At 57.8% G+C, this 21694-nt stretch carries 18 protein-coding genes; 9 read left to right on the top strand and 9 right to left on the bottom strand.

Annotated elements, in window-relative coordinates; genetic code table 11:
- The 3 genes from ahcY to ACTRWH_RS13170 all read right to left on the bottom strand — a co-directional run bounded on the left by ahcY (position 1) and on the right by ACTRWH_RS13170 (position 3793).
- The gene (gene ahcY, locus ACTRWH_RS13180; protein WP_462826492.1) at positions 1–1395 is read right to left on the bottom strand and encodes an adenosylhomocysteinase; all 1395 of its coding nucleotides are present in this window, start codon (positions 1393–1395) and stop codon (positions 1–3) included.
- A gap of 57 nt (positions 1396–1452) precedes the next feature.
- A complete protein-coding gene (gene metK, locus ACTRWH_RS13175) occupies positions 1453–2643 on the bottom strand; it encodes a methionine adenosyltransferase (RefSeq protein ID WP_434049631.1) in 1191 nt (396 codons plus the stop codon).
- A 148-nt stretch (positions 2644–2791) separates the two neighbouring features.
- A complete protein-coding gene (locus tag ACTRWH_RS13170) occupies positions 2792–3793 on the bottom strand; it encodes a metalloregulator ArsR/SmtB family transcription factor (protein ID WP_136633559.1) in 1002 nt (333 codons plus the stop codon).
- A 245-nt stretch (positions 3794–4038) separates the two neighbouring features.
- On the opposite strand from ACTRWH_RS13170, the gene tkt reads away from it, so the two are divergent.
- The 4 genes from tkt to fba all read left to right on the top strand — a co-directional run bounded on the left by tkt (position 4039) and on the right by fba (position 9510).
- Entirely contained in the window at positions 4039–6039 is a 2001-nt protein-coding gene (gene tkt, locus ACTRWH_RS13165; RefSeq protein WP_085679308.1) for a transketolase, read from the top strand.
- Complete coding sequence (gene gap / locus ACTRWH_RS13160; RefSeq protein ID WP_462826491.1) at positions 6039–7067, top strand: type I glyceraldehyde-3-phosphate dehydrogenase; 1029 nt, start codon at positions 6039–6041, stop codon at positions 7065–7067. The genes tkt and gap overlap by 1 nt, the downstream gene beginning before the upstream one ends.
- 29 nt (positions 7068–7096) lie before the next feature.
- The gene (locus ACTRWH_RS13155) at positions 7097–8257 is read left to right on the top strand and encodes a phosphoglycerate kinase (RefSeq protein WP_462826490.1); all 1161 of its coding nucleotides are present in this window, start codon (positions 7097–7099) and stop codon (positions 8255–8257) included.
- 188 nt (positions 8258–8445) lie between these two features.
- Positions 8446–9510 (top strand): class II fructose-bisphosphate aldolase, encoded by a 1065-nt coding sequence (gene fba / locus ACTRWH_RS13150; RefSeq protein WP_085679317.1) that lies wholly within the window; start codon positions 8446–8448, stop codon positions 9508–9510.
- A 139-nt stretch (positions 9511–9649) separates the two neighbouring features.
- On the opposite strand, the gene ACTRWH_RS13145 is transcribed toward fba, so the two are convergent.
- On the bottom strand, positions 9650–10432 hold the full coding sequence (locus ACTRWH_RS13145) for a substrate-binding periplasmic protein (protein WP_199480779.1): 783 nt from the start codon (positions 10430–10432) through the stop codon (positions 9650–9652).
- Positions 10433–10478: 46 nt separating this feature from the next.
- Complete coding sequence (locus tag ACTRWH_RS13140) at positions 10479–10652, bottom strand: DUF6435 family protein (RefSeq protein WP_151983155.1); 174 nt, start codon at positions 10650–10652, stop codon at positions 10479–10481.
- A gap of 260 nt (positions 10653–10912) precedes the next feature.
- Here ACTRWH_RS13140 and ACTRWH_RS13135 point away from each other — a divergent pair, with 260 nt between their 5' ends.
- Positions 10913–12853: a methyl-accepting chemotaxis protein gene (locus ACTRWH_RS13135; RefSeq protein WP_462826489.1), complete on the top strand. Its 1941-nt coding sequence runs from the start codon at positions 10913–10915 to the stop codon at positions 12851–12853.
- A 15-nt stretch (positions 12854–12868) separates the two neighbouring features.
- Here the strand turns inward: ACTRWH_RS13135 and ACTRWH_RS13130 are convergent, their stop codons facing one another.
- On the bottom strand, positions 12869–13834 hold the full coding sequence (locus ACTRWH_RS13130; protein ID WP_091642953.1) for an NAD(P)H-dependent flavin oxidoreductase: 966 nt from the start codon (positions 13832–13834) through the stop codon (positions 12869–12871).
- Positions 13835–13941: 107 nt separating this feature from the next.
- On the opposite strand from ACTRWH_RS13130, the gene ACTRWH_RS13125 reads away from it, so the two are divergent.
- The 4 genes from ACTRWH_RS13125 to ACTRWH_RS13110 all read left to right on the top strand — a co-directional run bounded on the left by ACTRWH_RS13125 (position 13942) and on the right by ACTRWH_RS13110 (position 17337).
- Entirely contained in the window at positions 13942–14673 is a 732-nt protein-coding gene (locus ACTRWH_RS13125) for a thioredoxin domain-containing protein (protein ID WP_462826488.1), read from the top strand.
- Positions 14674–14840: 167 nt separating this feature from the next.
- The gene (locus ACTRWH_RS13120) at positions 14841–15398 is read left to right on the top strand and encodes a porin family protein (protein ID WP_228211016.1); all 558 of its coding nucleotides are present in this window, start codon (positions 14841–14843) and stop codon (positions 15396–15398) included.
- 177 nt (positions 15399–15575) lie between these two features.
- Positions 15576–16586, top strand: coding sequence for an oxygen-dependent tRNA uridine(34) hydroxylase TrhO (trhO, locus tag ACTRWH_RS13115; RefSeq protein ID WP_151982957.1), 1011 nt, complete (start codon positions 15576–15578; stop codon positions 16584–16586).
- Positions 16587–16605: 19 nt separating this feature from the next.
- A complete protein-coding gene (locus ACTRWH_RS13110) occupies positions 16606–17337 on the top strand; it encodes a DUF481 domain-containing protein (RefSeq protein WP_126811704.1) in 732 nt (243 codons plus the stop codon).
- 7 nt (positions 17338–17344) lie between these two features.
- On the opposite strand, the gene ACTRWH_RS13105 is transcribed toward ACTRWH_RS13110, so the two are convergent.
- The 3 genes from ACTRWH_RS13105 to ACTRWH_RS13095 form a co-directional block, all read right to left on the bottom strand.
- Positions 17345–18292: a DUF1722 domain-containing protein gene (locus ACTRWH_RS13105; protein WP_462826487.1), complete on the bottom strand. Its 948-nt coding sequence runs from the start codon at positions 18290–18292 to the stop codon at positions 17345–17347.
- Positions 18293–18384: 92 nt separating this feature from the next.
- Complete coding sequence (locus tag ACTRWH_RS13100; protein ID WP_085679343.1) at positions 18385–20601, bottom strand: glycosyltransferase; 2217 nt, start codon at positions 20599–20601, stop codon at positions 18385–18387.
- Complete coding sequence (locus ACTRWH_RS13095; RefSeq protein WP_136633093.1) at positions 20598–21656, bottom strand: lysylphosphatidylglycerol synthase transmembrane domain-containing protein; 1059 nt, start codon at positions 21654–21656, stop codon at positions 20598–20600. Before ACTRWH_RS13095 ends, ACTRWH_RS13100 begins: the two co-directional genes overlap by 4 nt.
- Positions 21657–21694 lie beyond the last annotated feature (38 nt).

The following is a 21694-nucleotide window of genomic DNA, read 5'->3' as shown; positions in this document are numbered from 1 at the left end:
TCAGTACTTGTAACTTTCCGGCTTGTACGGGCCTTCGACCGGTACCCCAATATACTTCGCCTGCTCAGGCGTCATCCTGGTGATCACGCCACCAAAGCCTTCCACCATGGCGCGGGCCACTTCCTCGTCCAGATGCTTGGGCAGAACCTGAACATAGATACCCTTTTCGCGGGCCTCTTCGGGAAGGTCGGCGAACTTGCGCTCGAACAGGTACATCTGCGCCAGCACCTGGTTGGCGAAGGAACCGTCCATGATCCGTGACGGGTGACCGGTGGCGTTACCCAGGTTCACCAGGCGGCCTTCGGACAGCAGGATCAGATGGTCGTTGGCGGCCTTATCGCGATACACCACGTGCACCTGCGGTTTGACCTCATCCCACTCCCAGTTCTTGCGCATGTAGGCGGTGTCGATTTCGTTGTCGAAGTGGCCGATGTTGCACACTACGGCGCCGCTCTTGATCGCCTTGAGCATGTTGGCATCACACACGTTCATGTTGCCGGTGGTGGTGACCAGCAGGTCGGTGTTCTGCAGCAGCGCCTTGTCCACGCCGGCTTCGGTGCCGGTGTTAACGCCATCCAAGTATGGCGACACCACTTCGAAACCGTCCATGCAGGCCTGCATGGCGCAGATCGGGTCGGCTTCGGTCACCTTCACGATCATGCCTTCCTGACGCAGGGACGCAGCAGAACCTTTGCCCACATCGCCGTAGCCGATGACCAGCGCTTTCTTGCCGGAAAGCAGATGGTCGGTGGCGCGCTTGATGGCGTCGTTCAGGCTGTGGCGGCAGCCGTACTTGTTGTCGTTTTTGGACTTGGTCACTGCGTCGTTGACGTTGATGGCCGGCACTTTCAACTTGCCGTCCCGCAGCATTTCCTGCAGGCGGTGTACACCGGTGGTGGTTTCCTCGGTGACACCGTGGCAGTTAGCCAGAATCTCCGGATACTTTTCATGGAGCAGGGCCGTCAGGTCGCCGCCGTCGTCCAGAATCATGTTGGGTTCCCAGCCCTCTACGTCGGCGCCAACGGTGCGTTCGAGGCACCAGTCGTATTCTTCGTCGGTCTCACCTTTCCAGGCGAAAACAGGGACACCACTCTCGGCAATAGCGGCGGCTGCCTGATCCTGGGTCGAGAAGATGTTGCACGATGACCAGCGCACTGTGGCGCCAAGTTCAACCAGTGTTTCGATCAGCACGGCGGTCTGGATGGTCATGTGAATGCAGCCCATGATGTTGGCGCCTTTCAGCGGCTGCTCGGTTTTGTATTTCTCACGCAGGGCCATCAGCGCAGGCATTTCGCCTTCGGCGATGTTGATTTCCTTACGGCCCCAGCCCGCGAGAGAGATATCGCGAACTTTGTAATCATCGAATTGCTTCAGTTTTTCTGCCGGAGTGCTCATGGTGTTCTCCCGTCGTATAAATAGTGGTGATGGTCGTGTGTACGACCGGTCTTCAAATCAAATACCAGCGGCATCCTTCAACAGGTCAGCCCGATCTGTCTTCTCCCATGGGAAGGCAGTAAACGTCTTGCCGCCAACCGTCATCTCCACCGGCTCACGCCCGAAGTGGCCGTAGGCCGCGGTGGCCCGATACATCGGGTGTAGCAGGTCCAGCATGTTGGTAATTGCATACGGGCGCAGGTCGAAGTGCTCGCGGACCAGCTTGATGATCTTGTCGTCGCTGATCTTCCCGGTGCCGAAGGTATTCAGGGAGATGGATGTTGGCTGCGCCACGCCGATGGCGTAGGACACCTGGATCTCGCATTTCTCAGCCAGGCCAGCAGCGACAATATTCTTGGCCACGTAACGGCCGGCATAGGCCGCGGAGCGGTCCACCTTGGAGGGGTCCTTGCCGGAGAAGGCGCCGCCGCCGTGACGGGCCATGCCGCCGTAGGTGTCGACAATGATCTTGCGACCGGTCAGGCCGCAGTCGCCCACAGGGCCGCCGATCACGAACTTGCCAGTCGGGTTGATGTGGAACTGGGTATCCTTGTGCAGCAACTCCGCCGGCAGAGCGTGCTTGACGATCAGTTCCATGACGGCTTCTTTCAGATCTGTCTGGGACACGTCTTCGTCGTGCTGGGTGGACAGAACAATGGCGTCGATGCCGGTGACCTTGCCGTTTTCATAGCGGCAGGTGACCTGGCTTTTCGCATCGGGGCGCAGCCATGGCAGCAAGCCGCTCTTGCGGGCTTCGGCCTGGCGTTGTACCAGACGGTGGGAGAAAGTGATCGGGGCCGGCATCAGCACGTCGGTTTCGTTGCTGGCGTAGCCGAACATCAGGCCCTGGTCGCCGGCGCCCTGGTCTTCCGGCTTCTGGCGGTCAACGCCTTGGGCAATGTCCACGGACTGCTTGCCGATGATGTTGATAATGCCGCAGGTGTCACCGTCGTAGCCCACGGTAGAGGAGGTGTAGCCGATGTCCTTGATCACGCCGCGCACCAGGTCTTCCAGATCCACCCAGGCGCTGGTGGTGATTTCACCACCGACGATAGCGACCCCGGTCTTTACCATGGTTTCGCACGCAACCCGGGCATGGGGGTCATCAACCAGAATGGCGTCGAGGACGGCATCGGAAATCTGGTCAGCCAATTTATCAGGGTGGCCTTCAGAGACCGATTCGGAGGTAAAGACGCTGTAATCAGACATAGGGTTGCTCCTCTGTGAGCGTTGCAAATTCGGGCCGGCAATGGATTTTTGATTGAAGCCGGCAGTTGTGATGTTGGTATCGTAAATCAGTTTTCAGAGTCTGCATATTTCTATATCAAAAAAAATTGATACAGTTTTGATTTCTGTCCTATGTGGACTCTGCGGTTTTCCAGAATTCTCTCACCTGCACCTGGAAGCCGTTTCTCAGCCCGATGAACAGCGACTCACCAGCAACCAGGCCTGCATCGGTGGCCCAACTGGTAAGCTCTTCCGGTTCAAAGCCCAGCCACAGATCGCCGCAGGCTTCCTTCGCCCAATCCTGGTCATGGCTGCACAGATCGCTGACGAACAGGCAACCTCCGGCGTTCATCAATGCTGAGGCATCGAGAAAAATGTCCGCGGGGCTGGGTACGTGGTGTAGGACCATGTTGGCCACCACCAGATCAAAATCGTCACCACGAGCCAACAGGTTGTCGGTGACACCTTCAATCAGATCGACATTGTTCAGACGTTCTTCGATGCAGGTACGGGTGGCCTTGGCCAGCATGTCGCGGGAGTTATCCAGTGCCACCACGTGCCTGCAGATCTTCGAGAGCACCGGCAGGAATGCACCTTCACCGGAACCGATTTCCAGGGCCGTTTTCCAGTCATGACGCTCGGAACGATTACGAATCAGATTCGCCACCGGTTCGGCATAGAGGTCAAACGCGGCAATGAGTTCCTGTTGCTCCCGGAATTTTTCGGCGTAACGGGAGAAGAAGGCCTGGGACTGGTCCGCGCGCTGATTGCGGATGGCTTCGATCTTTTCCTGCAGATGCTCAGGCAGCGGAATACGGTCCACGCTCTGGAAAACCTGGCGGATGGTCTGGTCCGTCAGCTTGTCGCTTTCGAGGTTCAGGGGGCGCCGGTAGAAAATGGCGTTGCCTTCCCGCTGGGGTTCCAGCAGTCCTGCCTTGTGCATCACCTTCAAATGATGACTCATGCCCGACTGGCGCATCTCGAAGAGCTGGCTCAGTTCCAGTACACCGAAGGTGTCCCGACGCAACACCCGCAGAATCTCCAGGCGTAACGGGTCACCGCTCGCTTTGAAGATCGGTGCCAGGGCGTCCACGGAGGACAGGTCAGTTGCAGGTGTGGTCATGGATGTCATGGGAAAGAAGTGTAGGCATGTCTTTCCGGGCAATCAACATCTATATCAAAATAAATTGATATAGATTTAGATCTGTTTGAAAAATCAGATAAAATTTCTGTGCAAAAATTCCGGCGTTGAAAACATCCGTAAAACTTCCATAAAAAGAGTGTCGCCGATTTGCCCCGGTGGTCACTAATCGGCGAAAATACGCGCCTTCTTTTTAACCGTTCACCTTTTGCCGACCAAAAACTGGAGAAACGTCAATGCCGTCTCGCACAGATCTCGCCAACGCCATTCGCGCGCTGAGCATGGATGCGGTTCAGAAAGCCAAATCCGGCCACCCGGGCGCTCCCATGGGTATGGCGGACATCGCCGAGGTCCTCTGGAACGATTTCCTTAGCCACAACCCGGCAAATCCCAATTGGGCTAACCGTGACCGGTTTGTGCTGTCCAACGGCCATGGCTCCATGCTGCAGTATTCCCTGCTGCACCTGAGCGGCTATGACGTCTCCATCGACGACATCAAGAACTTCCGTCAACTGCACTCCAAAACCCCGGGCCACCCTGAGTACGGTTATACACCGGGCGTTGAAACCACCACGGGGCCGCTCGGGCAGGGTATTGCCAATGCGGTCGGCTTTGCGCTGGCGGAGAAAACCCTGGCGGAGCAGTTCAACCGCCCTGGCCATAATGTTGTTGATCACTACACCTACGCCTTCCTGGGCGATGGTTGCCTGATGGAAGGCATTTCCCACGAGGTGTCTTCCCTGGCTGGCACATTGGGCCTTGGCAAGCTGATCATGTTCTACGACGACAATGGCATCTCCATCGACGGTGAAGTGGACGGCTGGTTTACCGACGACACACCCAGGCGTTTCGAAGCTTATGGCTGGCAGGTCATTCCCGAGGTTGATGGCCATAACCCGGAGGCCGTTCGCGCTGCGATTGAGGCCGGCCGGGCGAACACAACTCAGCCCACACTGATTTGCTGCAAGACCATCATTGGTTTTGGTTCCCCCAACAAGCAAGGCACCGAAGCCTGTCACGGCGCTGCGCTGGGTGAGGACGAAATTGCACTGACCCGCGAGAAGCTGGGTTGGAACCACGGTGCTTTCGAGATCCCGTCGGAAGTATACGGTGCCTGGGATGCCCGTGAAAAAGGCGCTGCCGCGCAGACCGAGTGGGAACAGGCATTTGCCGCCTACGAAAAGGCGGAACCGGAACTGGCCGCTGAGCTCAAGCGTCGTATGGCCGGAGAACTGCCGGCGGACTTCTCCGAGAAGGCCCAGGCGTATATTCAGGAGTGCCAGGACAAAGGCGAAACTGTTGCCAGCCGCAAGGCGTCCCAGAACACCCTGAACGCCTATGGCCCGATGCTGCCGGAATTGCTGGGTGGCTCTGCCGACCTGGCAGGCTCCAACCTCACTATCTGGAATGGCAGCAAGCCACTGACCAAAGAAGACGCCAGCGGTAACTACGTTTACTACGGTGTTCGCGAATTCGGCATGGCAGCCATTATGAACGGCGTCGCCCTGCATGGCGGCTTCGTACCTTACGGCGCTACCTTCCTGATCTTTATGGAGTACTGCCGTAACGCCGTGCGCATGGCCGCGTTGATGAAACAGCGCTCCATCTATGTGTTCACCCACGACTCCATTGGTCTGGGCGAAGATGGTCCTACGCATCAGCCCATCGAGCAGTTGGCGAGCCTGCGCACCACGCCTAATATGAGCACCTGGCGCCCGGCGGATGCCGTTGAGTCAGCGGTCGCCTGGAAAGCTGCCCTGGAGCGTGTCGATGGCCCGACTGCGCTGGTCTTTTCCCGTCAGGGACTGCCGCACCAGCAGCGTGATGCCGAGCAACTGGCCAACATCGCCAAGGGTGGCTACATCCTGTCAGACAGCGAAGGCACGCCGGACCTGATTCTCATCGCCACTGGTGGTGAAGTGGGGCTGGCTCAGGACGCGGCCGAAGCGCTGCGCCAGAAGGGTAACAAGGTTCGCGTGGTGTCCATGCCATCCACAGACACCTTCGACGCCCAGAGCGCCGCGTATAAGCAGGAAGTGCTGCCGCTCGAAGTGACCAACCGGGTCGCCGTCGAGGCCGCTATTGAAGATTACTGGTACAAGTACGTTGGCCTGGACGGCCGCGTGGTGGGCATGAGCACCTTCGGTGAGTCTGCGCCTGCCGGTGAGCTGTTCAAGGAATTCGGCTTTACGGTAGACAACATTGTCGCTGTGGCCGGGGAGTTGCTGGAAGCCTGATGAGCACCGCTGCACCGTATCGCATCGCCATCAATGGATACGGCCGTATCGGCCAGTGCGTCTTGCGTGCACTCTACGAGAGTCGTTTTCGCGATCACCTTCAGGTGGTCGCGATTAACGAGCTGGCGGACATCGATACCATTGCCCATCTCACCCGCTACGATTCCACCCATGGTCGATTCCAGGGTGAGATAAACGTTGAGGGCGATTCCCTGCTGGTAAACGGGGACCGTATTCGCGTCGTCCGTTGCGCCGAAGCATCGGAGCTGCCCTGGGACGAGCTGGGCATTGATCTGGTGCTGGAGTGCTCCGGTGCTTTCACCGACCGTGCGACGGCCGAGCAACACCTGAAGGCTGGTGCTGAACGCCTGCTGTTCTCACAACCAGCGGAATCCGATGTGGATCGCACCATTGTTTATGGCGTGAATCAGGACCAACTGGCCGAGTCTGATCGTATCGTGGCTGCTGCCTCCTGCACCACCAATTGCCTGGTGCCGGTTATCCAGGTACTTGATGACGCATTGGGGGTGGAGCACGGCACGACAACCACTATTCATGCGGCCATGAATGACCAGCCGGTGATCGACGCCTACCACCATCAGGACCTGCGCCGAACCCGCAGCGCCCTGCACAATATTGTTCCGGTCGACACAGGCCTTGCGAAGGGCATTGAGCGCTTGCTGCCTCACATGGAAGGCAAGTTCAGCTCGGTGGCCATGCGGGTGCCCACCATGAACGTGTCGGCAATCGACATGGTGGTGAATGTCAGAGAAAACACCTCGGTGGAGGCGGTGAACAACTTACTAAAAAACGCCGCCCATGGCCCGCTGAAACACATTCTGGGCTACACCGATGAGCTTCTGGCCAGCTCCGATTTCAACCACGACGCCCACTCCGGCATCGTGGACGGAGGCCAGACGCGCGTAACCGGCGGCACCATGGTAAAGGTGCTTTGCTGGTTTGATAACGAGTGGGGGTTCGCTAATCGGATGCTGGATGTCAGTAAACACTGGCTCTCCAGCCACTGACACATTTTTTGATCAGGGGATGAACAACGATGACTATCAAGAGAATGACCGATCTGGACCTCGCAGGTAAGCGGGTGCTGATTCGTGAAGACCTCAACGTACCGGTAAAGAACGGCGAAGTATCCAGCGACGCCCGCATCCGCGCCTCGCTGCCCACCATCAAGGCCGCAAAGGATGCAGGCGCGAAGGTCATGCTGATGTCCCACCTCGGCCGCCCGGAAGAAGGCGTTTACGACGAAGCCTCCTCCATGAGGCCGGTAGCCGACCACCTCAGCAAGGTTCTGGGCCAGGAAGTCCGCCTGATCACCGATTATCTCGAGGGCGTTGATGTAGCCGACGGCGAAGTCGTCCTTTTCGAAAACGTCCGCTTCAACAAGGGCGAGAAGAAAGACGACGAAGAGCTTTCCAAAAAGTACGCGGCCCTGTGCGATGTGTACGTGATGGACGCCTTCGGCACCGCCCACCGCGCCCAGGCCTCCACCCATGGTGTTGCCCGTTTCGCGCCCGAAGCCTGCGCCGGCCCGCTGCTGGCAGCAGAGCTCGAAGCCCTCGGCAAGGCCCTGGATAACCCGGCCAAACCCGTGGTTGCGATTGTCGGCGGCTCCAAAGTGTCCACCAAACTGGACGTACTCAACGCCCTGGAAAAAGTCTGCGACTCCATCATCGTCGGTGGCGGCATCGCCAACACCTTCCTGGCGGCCGCCGGTCACCCGGTCGGCAAATCCCTGTGCGAACACGACCTGATCGACACGGCCCGGGAAATCGCCTCCCGCGTTGAAATACCGCTGCCTGTGGATGTTGTGGTTGCCAGCGAATTCGCGGAAACCGCGACCGCCACCACGAAGAATATCTCCGACGTCAGCGATGATGACATGATCCTCGACGTTGGCCCGGAAACCGCTGGCCAGTTCGCCGAGCTGCTAAAAAGCGCCAAAACCATCCTCTGGAACGGCCCGGTTGGTGTTTTTGAATTTGATCAGTTCAGCAACGGCACCCAGTCCCTGGCGAAAGCCATCGCCGAAAGCGACGCCTTCTCCCTGGCTGGCGGCGGTGATACCGTTGCTGCCGTTGACAAGTACGGTGTGAGTGACAAAATCTCGTACATTTCCACCGGTGGCGGTGCTTTCCTGGAATTTGTGGAAGGAAAGACGTTGCCAGCTGTCGCAGTTCTTGAAGAGCGCGGCGTATAGCACAAGCTTGAATCGCAAGGAGGGCAGAGAAGCTCTTCCGGGACCGTAAAAAACAGGGATGTTTTTTACGAGCCTACAGGGACGTATTCACGGCGTGTCCCGGAAGAGCTTCTCGGCCCTCCGCAGCAGGCTCCAAACTAGGTAAGTCTGCCAAAGACATTGTTTAATAAACCAAGGAGACAACCCCAATGGCCCTGATATCGATGCGGCAACTGCTGGACCACGCCGCCGAGCATGGTTACGGTGTGCCGGCGTACAACGTGAACAACCTTGAGCAGATGCGCGCGATCATGGAGGCGGCCGACAAGACCGACTCTCCGGTGATTGTTCAGGCCTCTGCCGGCGCCCGCAAATACGCCGGCGCCCCCTTCCTGCGTCACCTGATTCTGGCGGCCATTGAAGAGTTTCCCCATATTCCGGTGGTTATGCACCAGGATCACGGCACCAGCCCGTCCGTATGCCAGCGCTCCATTCAGCTAGGCTTCAGCTCCGTAATGATGGACGGCTCCCTGGGTGAAGACGGTAAGACTCCTACCGACTACGAATACAACGTCGACGTCACCCGCCGCACTGTGGAAATGGCCCACGCCTGTGGCGTCTCTGTAGAAGGCGAACTGGGATGCCTGGGCTCACTGGAAACCGGGCAGGCCGGCGAAGAAGACGGTATTGGCGCAGAGGGCACCCTGGACCACAGCCAGATGCTGACCGACCCGGAAGAAGCGGCGGATTTCGTCAAGAAAACCCACGTGGACGCCCTGGCCATAGCCATCGGAACCAGCCACGGTGCTTACAAGTTCACCCGTCCGCCGACCGGTGACATCCTGGCCATCGAGCAGATTAAAAAGATCCATGCCCGCATCCCGGACACCCACCTGGTTATGCACGGCTCCAGCTCCGTGCCCCAGGAGTGGCTGAAGATCATCAACGAATACGGCGGTGAAATCCCGGAAACCTACGGTGTGCCGGTTGAGGAAATCGTTGAAGGCATCAAGCACGGTGTTCGCAAGGTCAACATCGACACCGATCTGCGCCTGGCCAGCACCGGCGCAACCCGTCGTTTCCTGGCCCAGAACCCGGCCGAATTCGACCCGCGTAAATTCCTGAAGGAAACCATGAAGGCGATGACGGAAGTCTGCGTCGCCCGCTACGAAGCCTTCGGCACAGCCGGCAACGCCAGCAAGATCAAACCGGTTAACCTTGAACGCATGTTTGAGCGGTATGCTTCTGGTGAGCTGGATCCCAAGGTTCGATAAGCCCTGGGGTTTGCCTCTGTAGCCCGCTGACATGGCGGGCGTGCAGCGGTGGCAGAGACTGTTCAGAAAACGCCCTTAAATACCTCCATCTAGGGCTTGGTTGCGCCATCCCTGGCGCTCCACATTTCTGAGCAGTCTCTCAGTGGCTATCGGTTCCAAAAATCCGGTTGATGGTTCCGTCCTGTTTCATGTCCTCCAGTGCCTCATCGAAGCGAGCAACCTCTTCCCCGATCGGTGACGACTTTGACAGACCAATGAAGAATGGAACCGCCTCGAACGGCCCCCGGTGGTGAGTGAGCTTTTTCCGCAGGTTCGGGCGGTCTTCAATGGCCGATTCACCGGCAACCCGATTGACAAAAAAGACGTCGATTCGCCCCAGAGCAAGCCTCAACAAATTGCTCAGGATGGTTGGGCCCGGGTCTACCTTCAGCCGGTATTCCTCAACTGCCTGGTCAAAGGCCTCTCCATAGTTGAATCCTTCCGTCAGCCCTATCCTCAAGCCCTGAAAGTCTTTGAATGTTCGGAAGTCTCGCTCAAAAGTACGGTCCTTCAAAGCCCAGACCACGTTGGCATCCTGGTGGATCGCCACGGTGAAATTCAGATATCGGGATCGATCCTTATTGCGGGTCAACAACATCACGCCATCGTATTTGCCTTCTTTAGCCCATAAGAGGCAGCGTTTCCAGGGCAAAAGCCTGAGATGCAACGTCATGCCCAGGCGTTGTTCCAGTTCCTCGAACAGTTCAACGGCCATGCCGGCTTTGGGTGGCATGCTGATTTCGCCGACGGTGTAGGGGGCCCAAGGGTCTTCGCAAAATCGGTAGGTGGGCTGACGCTGATCGTTAGCGGCAGAATGGAAGCTGAGAGCCGCAAGCAATGGCATCAGTATGGATCTGACGAAACGCCGTAATGTATGGGTCATGATGCCATCTGTTTTCTATATAGACCGATTTACCGCAAAATACGTTTTATCCTTTGGTGGAAAGTTTTTCAATCTCTGCGTAAATTTTCTCCGCCTCCTCCATCAACGTGCCATGGGTACGTAAGTCACCATTGCGCTGGGCATGCAGCGCCTTCTGAAGCTTGGCTTCGTATTCCTTCTGCAGTTTCTTCTTTGGATCGCCCTTCAGGAATCCCAGCATTTTTTCACCTGTTTTCATTGATGTGTCTGGGAGCTTACGCCAATTGGGCACGAAAGTTCACAAACGAGTCCCCGTCATACTAACGGTACTCGTCTGCCGGATTCTCAGTTTCAAAGAATTTCACCGGGCCGTTACAAAATCCGTACATGATTGCGTCACTCCGTGGTCCGGGTTTTGCTCTATAGTCAATCATAAGTCTGGACGGGCAGGCCGAGCCCTGCCGCCGGAATGTGTGATTCACACGTGTTGATGGAGCCCGTATGACCCCTCGTTTTCTGAAGGCGCTGGTAACGAGCCGCTTGCTGCGACCTGTTTTCCTGATTCTGATCGTTGCCGGTGTGGTGCAGGTCGCCATGAGCCAGTGGCTGATATCCAATCAGGTGGACAGCCTGGTGGAGACCGCCGGTTCCGCCCTTGAGGCCAGCAGCCGTGAAGTCAGTGGGTCGTTTGGTGACACGCGCGAAGACGTCCGTAATCGCCTGCAGCTCATGCAGCAGAGGACCACGGAAGAGTTGGCGGGTGAATTGACGCGCCAGCAGACGGCTCAGCAGGAGCGGGTGGCGAACAACGTTCGGTCGGCAGTGATGTCTGAAGCGCAGGGGCTGGCGGAGGTGCTGGCCGCGGTTGCCGCGCCGCTGATCTGGGATCGGGACGTGCCGCGGTTGACGGATCTCATTGAGCTGGCGGATGCCCGGGAGTCGGTTCTTTTTGCAGTCTATTACGATCAGTACGGGGAAAGGCTGACCCGTTATGTCGATCGCACCGATGATCGCGTACGCACCTTAATGGAGCAGGGGGAGGGCCGTGGTGCGGCAAATAAGGTCCTGGATGCGGCAAGCCGCGACCCCAACGTGGTGATTATCACCGCCGATATCAAACCTCAGGGCACAGCGATTGGTCAGCTGAAAATGGGGCTCTCACTGGAAGGGATCAACCGTGATCTCGCTGCTCTGGAAGAAGAGTTCAGTGAGACCATCACCGACAGTATCGACGCGCTGCGCCAGACTTTGGAGGCTGAGACCGGGGAGGTCAACCAGCGCCTGCAGCAACAGCTTGCCACCATGGGTGGAGACACGCAGGCACGTATTGATAGCACCGTGGAGGCACTGGACCGTGAGGCGGGGAGCCTTGCCTCCAATCTCTCATTCCTTGCCATCGGTTCTGTGGTTGTACTGATCGTTCTGGTGGCGGCCGTGCTCGGCGGCGGCCTTCTTCCCCGTGTGCTCCGGTTGAGTTCGGCGATCTGGCAGATAGCCGACGGTGAGGCCGATCTGACCCGACGGGTATCCCTCAAGGGCCGCGACGAACTGACGGAAATGGCACGGGGCATGAACCAGTTCATTGCGCGCATCCAGGAGTTGGTGTCAGAGGTAAAGTCGTCCGCCGAATCAGCCGCTGAGAGAGCCAGAGAACAAGGTCAGATCAGCCGCGATGCGGTATCGGCCGTTAATCGCCAGCAGCAGGAAGTGGCGGAGGTGTCGGAGACCATGTCGGCAATGTCGGGCAGCATTGCCGAAGTGGCTGACAGCGTCCAGGAAATAGCCGGTTCCGTCCAGAACGTAAACGCGGAGAGTGAGGCAACGGCATCGATTTCCCGTGATGTAAGAGGGCGTCTGGATCAGGTTGTTGCTAACGTGGAGCAGGCCGTCGCGGCGGTCAATGAGCTGAACAGCCAGAGTACGGAAATTGATTCCGTGCTCTCGGTAATCGGAGCTATTGCTGAGCAGACCAACCTGTTGGCGCTCAACGCTGCCATTGAAGCGGCGAGGGCGGGCGAATCCGGGCGCGGCTTTGCGGTCGTGGCCGATGAAGTGCGTACCCTGGCAAGCCGCACCCAGGAATCCACCACGGAAATTCAGGGCATTATTGATCGCCTTCAGCGGGGCAGCCGCCAGGCCGTGACCGTGATTGATCAGGTTTCGGGGCAGGTGGCGGAATCGTCCGCCGAATTCCGTCGCGCCGACGAGCACTTCGACCAGATCAACCAAATGCTGGGTAGTTTGCAGAAACGCGCGCTTGAGATTTCGGCGGTTGCGGAAGAGCAGAGCAGGAATGCGGGGGAAGTCAGCGTCAGCGTGACGGACATTGCCCGCCTGTCCGGTGAAACCGTTGACGCCATTGAGCGCTCAGATCAGGCCAGCGGGCAGATCGGGGAACTACTGGACACCCTGCAGGGCAAGGCATCCCAGTTTCGGGTATAAGTGCGCTCGGCGGCTCTACTCACAGAGCCGCGCACGGGCACGTCGATATTCATCACCAATTCGCCCGACAAGATCGCTGACCGATACAACATCGGTGATCTGGCTGACGCCCTGGCCGGCGGACCAGACGGTTTTCCAGGCTTTGGCTTCGTCGTCCACGGGCTTGAGCTTATCGCCGTAATTCAGCTCACCGGCCTGGTTCAGCTTATCCATGGGATAGCCGGCGGCTTCCAGACTCTGACGCATAAAGTTGGCGGGAATCCCTGACACCGCCGGTGTGTGGATAATGTCGCCGGATACCGCCTCGATGATCATGTTCTGATAGGCTGCTTCCGCCCGCGATTCGGTGGTATTGATAAACCGTGTGCCCAGATAGCACAGGTCCGCGCCCATGGCTTGAGCCGCCAGGAGGTCTTCGCCGTTGGAAAGCCCGCCGGCGAGCAGGATCACGCCATCGAACACCTCGCGGATTTCGTGCACCAGCACGAATGGATTAATGGTGCCAGCGTGGCCGCCGGCACCGGCAGACACCGCGATAATGCCATCCACGCCTGCTTCGGCCGCTTTGCGGGCGTGTTTCTGGTTGGTGACATCGTGGAAGACCAGGCCGCCGTAACTGTGCACTGCTTCAGTCACCTTGGTGGCGGCTCCCAGGGAGGTGATCACTATGGGCACCTGGTGTTTGACGCACAGGTCCAGATCGGCCTCCCAGCGCGGGTTCGTGCGATGAACGATGAGATTCACGGCGTAAGGCGCGGCTGTCTGGCCCGGATGGGTTTCCCGGAAGTCCTTCAGGCCTTCGTTCATCTGAATCACCCATTCCTCGAAGCCTTCGCTGGTGCGCTGGTTCAGGGCCGGGAAGCTGCCAACGATGCCCTGCTTGCAGCAGGCCAGCGCCATCTCCGGTCCGGAGATCAGAAACATGGGTGCCGCCACCAGCGGGAGACTCAGCGATGTCTTCAGGGATTCAGGTAAGGCCATGAGAATTCCTTAATTTTTGTTGGAACTTATGTAATGTATAAAGATCTTAGCGTGCTCATTACCGCATGAAAACGTCCACGAATGAATAAACAATAAGGAGCTCTACCATGGGCGAGGCAAAAAGAAGAAAAGAGACCGGCGCACCGCCGCCCAACAGGAAAAAAGATCGTAAGTCGTTGTATATCGGCATCAGTGTCATCGTTCTTGTTTTTGTTGCGGTGGGCGTCTTTTTCCTGACCGCGAGCCCGGCCCCCACCTCGGATGAGTTGCCGGTTGCCGGCCCCAATGCCGACCCGTTTCCTGCCCAGCTGGATCGCTTCGGCGTCTCCGTTGGTAACGAAGACGCGCCCGTGGTGGTGCGGGAGTTCGCAGACTACCAGTGCCCCGCCTGCGCGCGTTTTTCGGACGCCAGCCAGCAGTTGAAACAGGAATACGTGGAGTCCGGCAAGGTGCGGTTTGTGTACTTTGATCTGCCACTCCAGCAACACGACAACGCCATGCCTGCGGCCCAGGCAGCGCGCTGTGCCGGTGACCAGGACAGCTATTGGGTCATGCACGACAAGTTGTTCGACATGCAGACCGAATGGAGTGGTTCCAGCAGCCCGGTTGATACCTTTAGCCGCTACGCTGAGGACCTGGGGCTCGATGAGCGCCGTTTCAGCCGGTGCATGACGACAGATCTTCACGTCGAAGAAATCGAACAGAGCCGTCGAGTGGCCATGCAGCTTCGCGTTACCAGTACTCCAACCGTGTTGGTGGACAATATCCGCCTGACCCGCCCCGGATGGGGGCAGTTGTCGGCGGTGGTTGAGCGGGAGTTGGCCGGTTCCCAGCAATAATACGGCGACCGGTTCTCCCTGGAAAACTCCCGTACGGCGGGAGTTTTTTTAGTTGGGGTCGGGGAATTTCTCACAAAATGAATTATCATTCATGTGCCCTCAAAATCGACGGATAAACGCAAGAAGTTGAGGCTCTGGGGCAAGCCTTCATCAAGGAGCAAGTAGTGATGAATAAGATTGTTTTGGGTTCGGCCTTTGCCGTAATGGCTTCTTTTGCATCCGGTGCGGCTGCACAGGATTCCCTGGAAGGTGGCTATGTGGGCCTCAACTACGCCTTCGTAACCTACGAAGAAGATGGCATTTCTGAAGACTTTGACCTGGGCGCCCTGGTGGGCAAGGCCGGTGCGCAAATCAACCCGTACCTGGCAGCCGAGTTCCGTGCCGGTTTCGGCGCCAAAGACGACTCGACCAGTTTTAACGGTGTATCCCTGGATCTTGAACTGGATTACCTGGTGGGTGGCTACATGGTTCTGGGCCTTCCCAACGAAAGCCCCGTATACCCCTACGCCATTGTTGGCGTCACCAAGGGTGAACTGACGGCCTCCGCGAGCGGGTTTGGTAACTCTTTCAGTGACTCGGAGTCTGAGTCCGATATCTCCTACGGCGTGGGCGCCAACCTGAACATCAACAAGGATTTTCAGGTCAACGGCGAGTACATGCAGTACATCGATAAGGATGGCGCAGAAATTTCCGGCGTCTCCGTGGGTTTTGCTGTTCTGTTCTGAGCATAGCCTGATCACCCGGTGCCGCCTTTGGGGCGCCGGGCATTGTTAATGACGTCCCTGTAACCCCCCGTAATACTCTCCCTCGCCCGTATTCGTTAGAATGGCACCCTCACGCCCGTTGGCGATTATCAACCATGCTCCGGATTTACGGTCCGGCCCGCAGGAGAAACCAGACTCATGAGCCAGGATGTTGTTGTCTGTGCGCTTTATAAGTTCGCAGTCCTGAATGATTACAAAACCCTTCGTCAGCCATTGCTGGATCTGATGTTGGAGAAAGAGGTACACGGCACATTGCTGCTGGCCCGTGAGGGCATTAACGGCACCATAGCCGGCAGTCGTGAAGGTGTGGATGCCATTCGCGGCTGGTTGGAGGCTGATCAGCGGTTCGAAGGCATCGACTACAAAGAATCGTTCGTCGACATCCAGCCCTTCAAGCGGACCAAAGTGAAGCTCAAGAAAGAGATCGTCACCATGGGTGTGGAGGGCATCGACCCGAAACGGATCGTCGGCACCTATGTAGACCCGAAAGAATGGAATGATCTCATCTCCGATCCGGACGTACTGGTGGTGGACACACGCAATCAGTACGAAGTGGAGATTGGGACTTTCCAGAACGCCAGGAACCCGGCCACGGATACGTTTCGTGAGTTCCCGGAGTATGTCAAAGAGAACCTGGACCCTTCGAAACACAAGAAGGTGGCCATGTTCTGCACCGGCGGCATCCGTTGTGAAAAGTCCACGGCGTTCCTGAAGGAGCAGGGGTTTGATGAGGTCTACCACCTGAAGGGAGGTATTCTCCGGTACCTCGAAGAAGTCCCGGAATCACAAAGCCTGTGGCACGGAGAGTGCTTTGTATTCGATGACCGGGTAACGGTGAACCACAAGCTGGAACGGGGTGAGTTCGATCAGTGCCACGCCTGCCGCCGGCCGATCACCGAGGAAGACAAGCAGCGCCCGGAGTATGAGCAGGGCGTGAGTTGCCACCGTTGCATCGATTCGTTGACGGAGGAGCAGAAAGCCCGTTTTGCCGAGCGTGAGCGGCAAATGCGACTGGCGGAACAGCGGGGTGAAACCCATGTGGGCGGCGAAGCGGCACGTCTCATTGCGGAGCGCAAGGCCCGTAAAAAGGCAGAACGTGAGGAGCAGGCCCGCAAAAGTGCTATGGGGGAGCGCCGCGCGAAATCCTGACAGGAAACAAGGAGATTCCATGCAGTTCAGAGCAACCCTGGCGGTCGTCACACTGGCGGCATCGCCCATGGTTTTCGGCCAAGAGTTTGAAGAGTGGGAAGGCGAAGGGGAAGTCGGTGTGCTGATCACCTCCGGCAACACGGAGGAAACCAACGTCAACGGTCGTCTCGGGCTGAAACATGAGATCGCGGACTGGCGGAATACCGGTGATTTCCGTTCAACCTATTCAGAGACGGATGACACCACGACGGCCGAAAAATACAGCGCTGAAGTGCAGTCTGATTACAAATTCGAGGGCAGCCAGTACCTGTTCGTACGCGGAGCGTATGAAGACGACCGATTTTCCGGGTATGACTTCCAGTCCTCGTTGACCACCGGTTACGGTAACCGGGTCTGGCAACGTGGCAAACGCTCTTTTCTTGACCTGTCTGTCGGTGGCGGTTACCGGTTTAACCGGCTCGAGGAACCGGAAGCAGACGGCAATCAAGAGGAAGAAGAAGCCATCGCCCGGTTGGCAGGCAAGTTCGATTACGCTCTGTCCGATACAGCGTTGTTTCGTCAGAAGCTGAGTACCGAAATCGGTCTGTCAGAGAACAACACCATCAGTGAATCGGAAACATCCATACAGGCAACCGTTGTGGGTAACCTGTCCATGAAGGCCGCGTATCTGGTCCAGCATGTTTCCGACGAGCCGGAAGGGGCCGACGACACCGACACCCAGGTGTCTGTGTCACTGCTCTACGGATTCTGACCAGGCGTTATACCCGATTCCTGAGCCCCAGCTCATCCGGGTAGGGGGTCAGGTACTTCTGGCTGCTGAGGTAGTCCACCGGCTCCCGCCGCTGGGCCATCCGCAGCAGGGTCATCGGCACCACCAACGGTACTTCGCCCCGGTGGTAGGCGTCTACCTGCTCCATCAGTACCTGCCGGTCCTCGTCCGCCATGGAATCCCGCAGATAACCCATCAGGTGCTGCATGGCGTTCACGTGGGAACCCCGGCTGACCCGCTGGGTCATCGCTTCCATGAACGATGCGATGTATCGGTCAGCAATGTCTTTCAACGGCTCTGATTTCAGGTCGCCGAGCATTGGCCCCAACTGCCGATAGATCTTCTCGGAATGAGCCAGTAGCTGGAACTTGTGGCGGGTGTGGAACTCGATCAGTGCACGGGCGGTGAGGTTGTCGCCAGCCACGTTCTGCATCCAGTCATCGTAGGCAAATACTCGCTCTATAAAGTTTTCCCTCAACATGTCGTCGTTCAGGCGGCCCTCTTCTTCCACCGGCATCAGCGGGTAGCGACGAATCAGTGCCTCAGCAAACAGTCCCCGGCCATCCCTGCGGGTGACATTGCCATCTTCATTGTGCACCTTGATGCGCTCCATGCCGCAGCTGGGAGACTTGGCCATCAGGATGTAGCCCCGCAACTCCGCCAGAGTCGGTAGAACCTGGTCGATAAATCCCTGCATGGCATCCGTATGGTCCGCCGTGCCTTTGGTTTCGATCAGCTTCAGGCCGTCGTGATATTCACGCAGGTGAATGGCGGGCCGGGGCACACCGAGGCCCGCTTCCAGCTCCGGACAGATGGAACGAAACTCGAAATGGCGGGAAAGTACCTGGGTGCAGAAGCGGGAATGCTTGTGGCCGCCATCATGGCGAACTTCCTTGCCCAGCAGGCAGGTGCTGATACCAACGGGAATGCCTGTCACTGTCAGTCTCCGAATCGAAAAAGGTCTTTTAAAGTACGCTTTTCCAGTCTAGACCGATCATCTCCAATGTTAAAAGCGGCGTGATGAATCACTCAGCGGGAGGCTGATCGCGCCAGGGTCAGGGCGTAGATTTCCCGCATATCACGGGCAAACTGCTCGACGGAATAGTCCGCCGCGAACGCCAGTGCGTGCTCGGCCAGTTCCTGGCGCAGGGTGTCGTCTTCCAGCAATTGTTGCACATGGTCACACCACTGGTCCTGCTTTTCCGGCGTCTTGAAGCCGTTGTAGCCGTGGCGCACTACGTCTTCAATGCCACTGGAACGCACCGCCACCACTGGTAACCCGGCGGCCATGGCTTCCAGGATCACCATGCCCTGGGTTTCGGATTTAGAGGCGAACAGGAAGGCATCGCCCAGGTGATACCAGGTGGCCATATCGTCCGGCGGGATGGAGCCGACGAGTGTAAAGCAATCCTGAAGTCCCAGTTCATCAATGCGCTGCTGCAGTCGTTCGTGCTGGTGCCCTTCACCAATCATCAGAAACCGGAAAGGGCGGTCTGTCCGCCGACGAAGCTCCTCAATGGCATCGATCATGAAATCAATGTTCTTCTCGTTGGACAGCCGCGAGACGCTGACAAACACGGTCTCATTGCCGATGCCCAGGGAGTTCCGCAGTTTGCGAACGTCGCTGTCGTCCACTTCCTGGAACTTCTGGTACTCAATGCCCGTAGGCTGAACGAATGTGGGGCTTTTCACACCGATCATCCGCAGGTATTCCTCGGTGGAGTAGGTGGGCACAATCACGCCATCGCATTTGTTGGCGAAGCGTTTGATCAGCTCGTGGGAAATCAGGTTGCGGAACAGATTGCCCGGCAGCGGCACGAAGTGGGCATAGTGCTCCAGCCGGGTGTGGTAGGTATACACCGCCGGCACCTTCAGGCGCCGGGCCACGAACAGCCCCAGCGAGCCCAGCCAGATGGGGTGGTGAAGGTGAATGATGTCGGGTTTGAACGCTCTGACCTGTCGGCGGATTCTTGCCAGGAAGATGTTGGCAAGGCGGAACTCTCGTTTCTCCCCCATAGCCAGCAGGGAGGGCACTCTCACCACATTGGTCTCCTCGCGTGGCTGGTCGCGATAGCGGGGGCAAACGATGAGGATGATGTCCCCCAGGGTTTCCAGGCCTTTGCGCAGGCGTGCGATGGAGATGGGCACGCCGCCAATGAACGGCAGGTAGTTGTTGGTGAACATGGCCACCCGCAAGGGTTTCGACAGCCAGGGCTGGGGGTCCAGATCGTAGTCCGGATAGTAGTCTTTCGCCACGAAAATAGCGGTGTAAAGCTTGGTGCTGATCAGTACGAAAACTGCCACCAGCAGAATGAAGTTTACATAGCCCACATAAAACAGCGAGTAGATAAAGAACCACAGGGATTCCAGGGTACTCAATACAGGGTGTTGTCTCGCTTCCAGGCGCACCATCGAATGGCTGATTTCGCCGTCGTCGCTCACATCAACGCGCACATAGTGGTAAAAACTGGTGTCGTTGTTCAGAACCAGCCCGCCCGCTCCGCCGGTGGTGATGAAACGTGTATCACCCTCGACCTGATCCGCATACAGCGACAGGTTCGCTGAAAACACCATATCCACATCGTGCCGGTCGATGGCGTCCATCAGGGCGGTGCGGAACTCAGGGGGGTGCAGGAAATCATTATCCTGCTCGAAAGGGGCTTCCTGATCCGGGTGGAGCGGCGGGTGACCGATGAAGAGAAAGCGCAGCCGGTTGGGCTCCTGGCTTAACAGGTCATTGAGCCAGCGGATCTGCCATCGCCAGGGCGTCTTGCCGGTGCTGTCGAGGAAGATCAGGCGGGCGCCGCCGGCCTTGATGCTGAAGAAGTGAGGGCCGAAGTGGTCGTAAAACCGGTAACTGCCAAAGTTCTCGTACTCGTTTTCACCGAAGGTCAGCAGGTAGGGAATGTCCAGGTGGGTCAGCGAGCCCTGGATGGCCCGGTACTTGTCCTCGCCGCCGCCACTCACTGCGTTACCGGCGGACACCATAAAATCCACGCCGGACTGGTTGAGGGCCGGTATCATGCGTTCTTCGAAAACGCCCACGGAATTGTTGATGTTGCCCACGACCGCGAAACTGAAACCGCCATCATCAGAGAGCATGTCGTGAATGCGGGCGACCTGTTCCGTGTGCAGGGCCTCGAAATCCGGCTCGAACAGGTTCAGGTAGGCCTTGTACCCGATCAGCAGCACAACAATCGTCAGGCTGATGTAAAACAGCACTTTTAACGGGTGACGTCGTGTCATTGGGATGCCTTCCTGTTTCTCACCAGTTCCCGCTGCAGTATCACCAGGCCTGCCAGCATGCCGAGGTAGATGGTGATGAATCGCCAGCTAATGGTCACCAGTACCAGGTGGTTGGCCGTGAGTATGTCCCGGAAGAAGCTGCCGAACACCCCTTCCGAAATGCCAGACGCACCGGGTGTGGGTGAAAAGTACATCACAAAGGTGGTAACCACCAGTAGTCCCGTGCTCACCAGGTAGTCTACCTCGTAATCCAGTGCGGAGATCAGCAACGCGGGGAAACTGAATAGGCTGAGCAGGAACACAAAGGTAAACAGCACTGATAGCGCGACGAACTGTTTGGGGCCCCGGAGGTAGTCGCCGAAACTGTGAGAAAAACGCAGCATCTCCCGCTTGGCCTTGAACTGCCAGCGCTGATGCCGGCGTTCCCCGATCAGGTGAAACCGGTGCAGTGTGCTCAAGAGCCGGCCCAAGGGTGCAATCAGCCATCGGGTACGGAACAGCACCACCATGAAAAAACCGAGATACAGGAGAATCAACACAGCGAGCACCGGCCCCAGTTCTCCGACCAGGGGCTGGTTATCCAGGGCATTCAGAGTCAGCAGGAATACGGGGGTCAGCGAAAAGATAAAGATCACCGCGATTACGGTGCGGATGGTGGTGGCCGCCGTGGCGCGGCCGACCGGCACGCCATGGTGTTGGAGATACCAGATCTGCGCGAAGCCACCCCCAGTGGCCATGGGCGTCACGTTGGAGAAGAACAGGTTGATGAACACCAGCCGGAAAATCGCCGGGAAGGGCAGGCGGTGCCCCAGTGCCCGAAGGGTGAAGTGCAACCGCAGCCCGTCCGCCGCAAAGTAGACCACCAGCAGGGCAATGATGGAAACAAGCGCCTGAGGCGAGACCAGTCGGTCGTCGAAGGTTACGCTGCGCCCGGCGAACTGGTCGTACACTGCATAGAGCCCGGCGGCGGTCATGGCGATAAATATCAGGCTGAAAACAGTAAGCCTGCGCCAGGACGCGCGCTGCTGATAATCTTGATCCGGGATGTTGGTCATGGACTGCCCGCCGTTAAGAGACGGGCAGTTTACTGTTG

The organism is Marinobacter sp. G5_S1_61_S3 (assembly GCF_054968585.1).
This window is presented reverse-complemented; position numbering and strand designations above follow the sequence as displayed.

Coding starts and splice junctions, on each gene's coding strand:
- ahcY (WP_462826492.1), bottom strand. CDS start 1,395: ATGAGCACTCCGGCAGAAAAACTGAAGCAATTCGATGATTACAAAGTT.
- metK (WP_434049631.1), bottom strand. CDS start 2,643: ATGTCTGATTACAGCGTCTTTACCTCCGAATCGGTCTCTGAAGGCCAC.
- ACTRWH_RS13170 (WP_136633559.1), bottom strand. CDS start 3,793: ATGACATCCATGACCACACCTGCAACTGACCTGTCCTCCGTGGACGCC.
- tkt (WP_085679308.1), top strand. CDS start 4,039: ATGCCGTCTCGCACAGATCTCGCCAACGCCATTCGCGCGCTGAGCATG.
- gap (WP_462826491.1), top strand. CDS start 6,039: ATGAGCACCGCTGCACCGTATCGCATCGCCATCAATGGATACGGCCGT.
- ACTRWH_RS13155 (WP_462826490.1), top strand. CDS start 7,097: ATGACTATCAAGAGAATGACCGATCTGGACCTCGCAGGTAAGCGGGTG.
- fba (WP_085679317.1), top strand. CDS start 8,446: ATGGCCCTGATATCGATGCGGCAACTGCTGGACCACGCCGCCGAGCAT.
- ACTRWH_RS13145 (WP_199480779.1), bottom strand. CDS start 10,432: ATGACCCATACATTACGGCGTTTCGTCAGATCCATACTGATGCCATTG.
- ACTRWH_RS13140 (WP_151983155.1), bottom strand. CDS start 10,652: ATGCTGGGATTCCTGAAGGGCGATCCAAAGAAGAAACTGCAGAAGGAA.
- ACTRWH_RS13135 (WP_462826489.1), top strand. CDS start 10,913: ATGACCCCTCGTTTTCTGAAGGCGCTGGTAACGAGCCGCTTGCTGCGA.
- ACTRWH_RS13130 (WP_091642953.1), bottom strand. CDS start 13,834: ATGGCCTTACCTGAATCCCTGAAGACATCGCTGAGTCTCCCGCTGGTG.
- ACTRWH_RS13125 (WP_462826488.1), top strand. CDS start 13,942: ATGGGCGAGGCAAAAAGAAGAAAAGAGACCGGCGCACCGCCGCCCAAC.
- ACTRWH_RS13120 (WP_228211016.1), top strand. CDS start 14,841: ATGAATAAGATTGTTTTGGGTTCGGCCTTTGCCGTAATGGCTTCTTTT.
- trhO (WP_151982957.1), top strand. CDS start 15,576: ATGAGCCAGGATGTTGTTGTCTGTGCGCTTTATAAGTTCGCAGTCCTG.
- ACTRWH_RS13110 (WP_126811704.1), top strand. CDS start 16,606: ATGCAGTTCAGAGCAACCCTGGCGGTCGTCACACTGGCGGCATCGCCC.
- ACTRWH_RS13100 (WP_085679343.1), bottom strand. CDS start 20,601: ATGACACGACGTCACCCGTTAAAAGTGCTGTTTTACATCAGCCTGACG.
- ACTRWH_RS13095 (WP_136633093.1), bottom strand. CDS start 21,656: ATGACCAACATCCCGGATCAAGATTATCAGCAGCGCGCGTCCTGGCGC.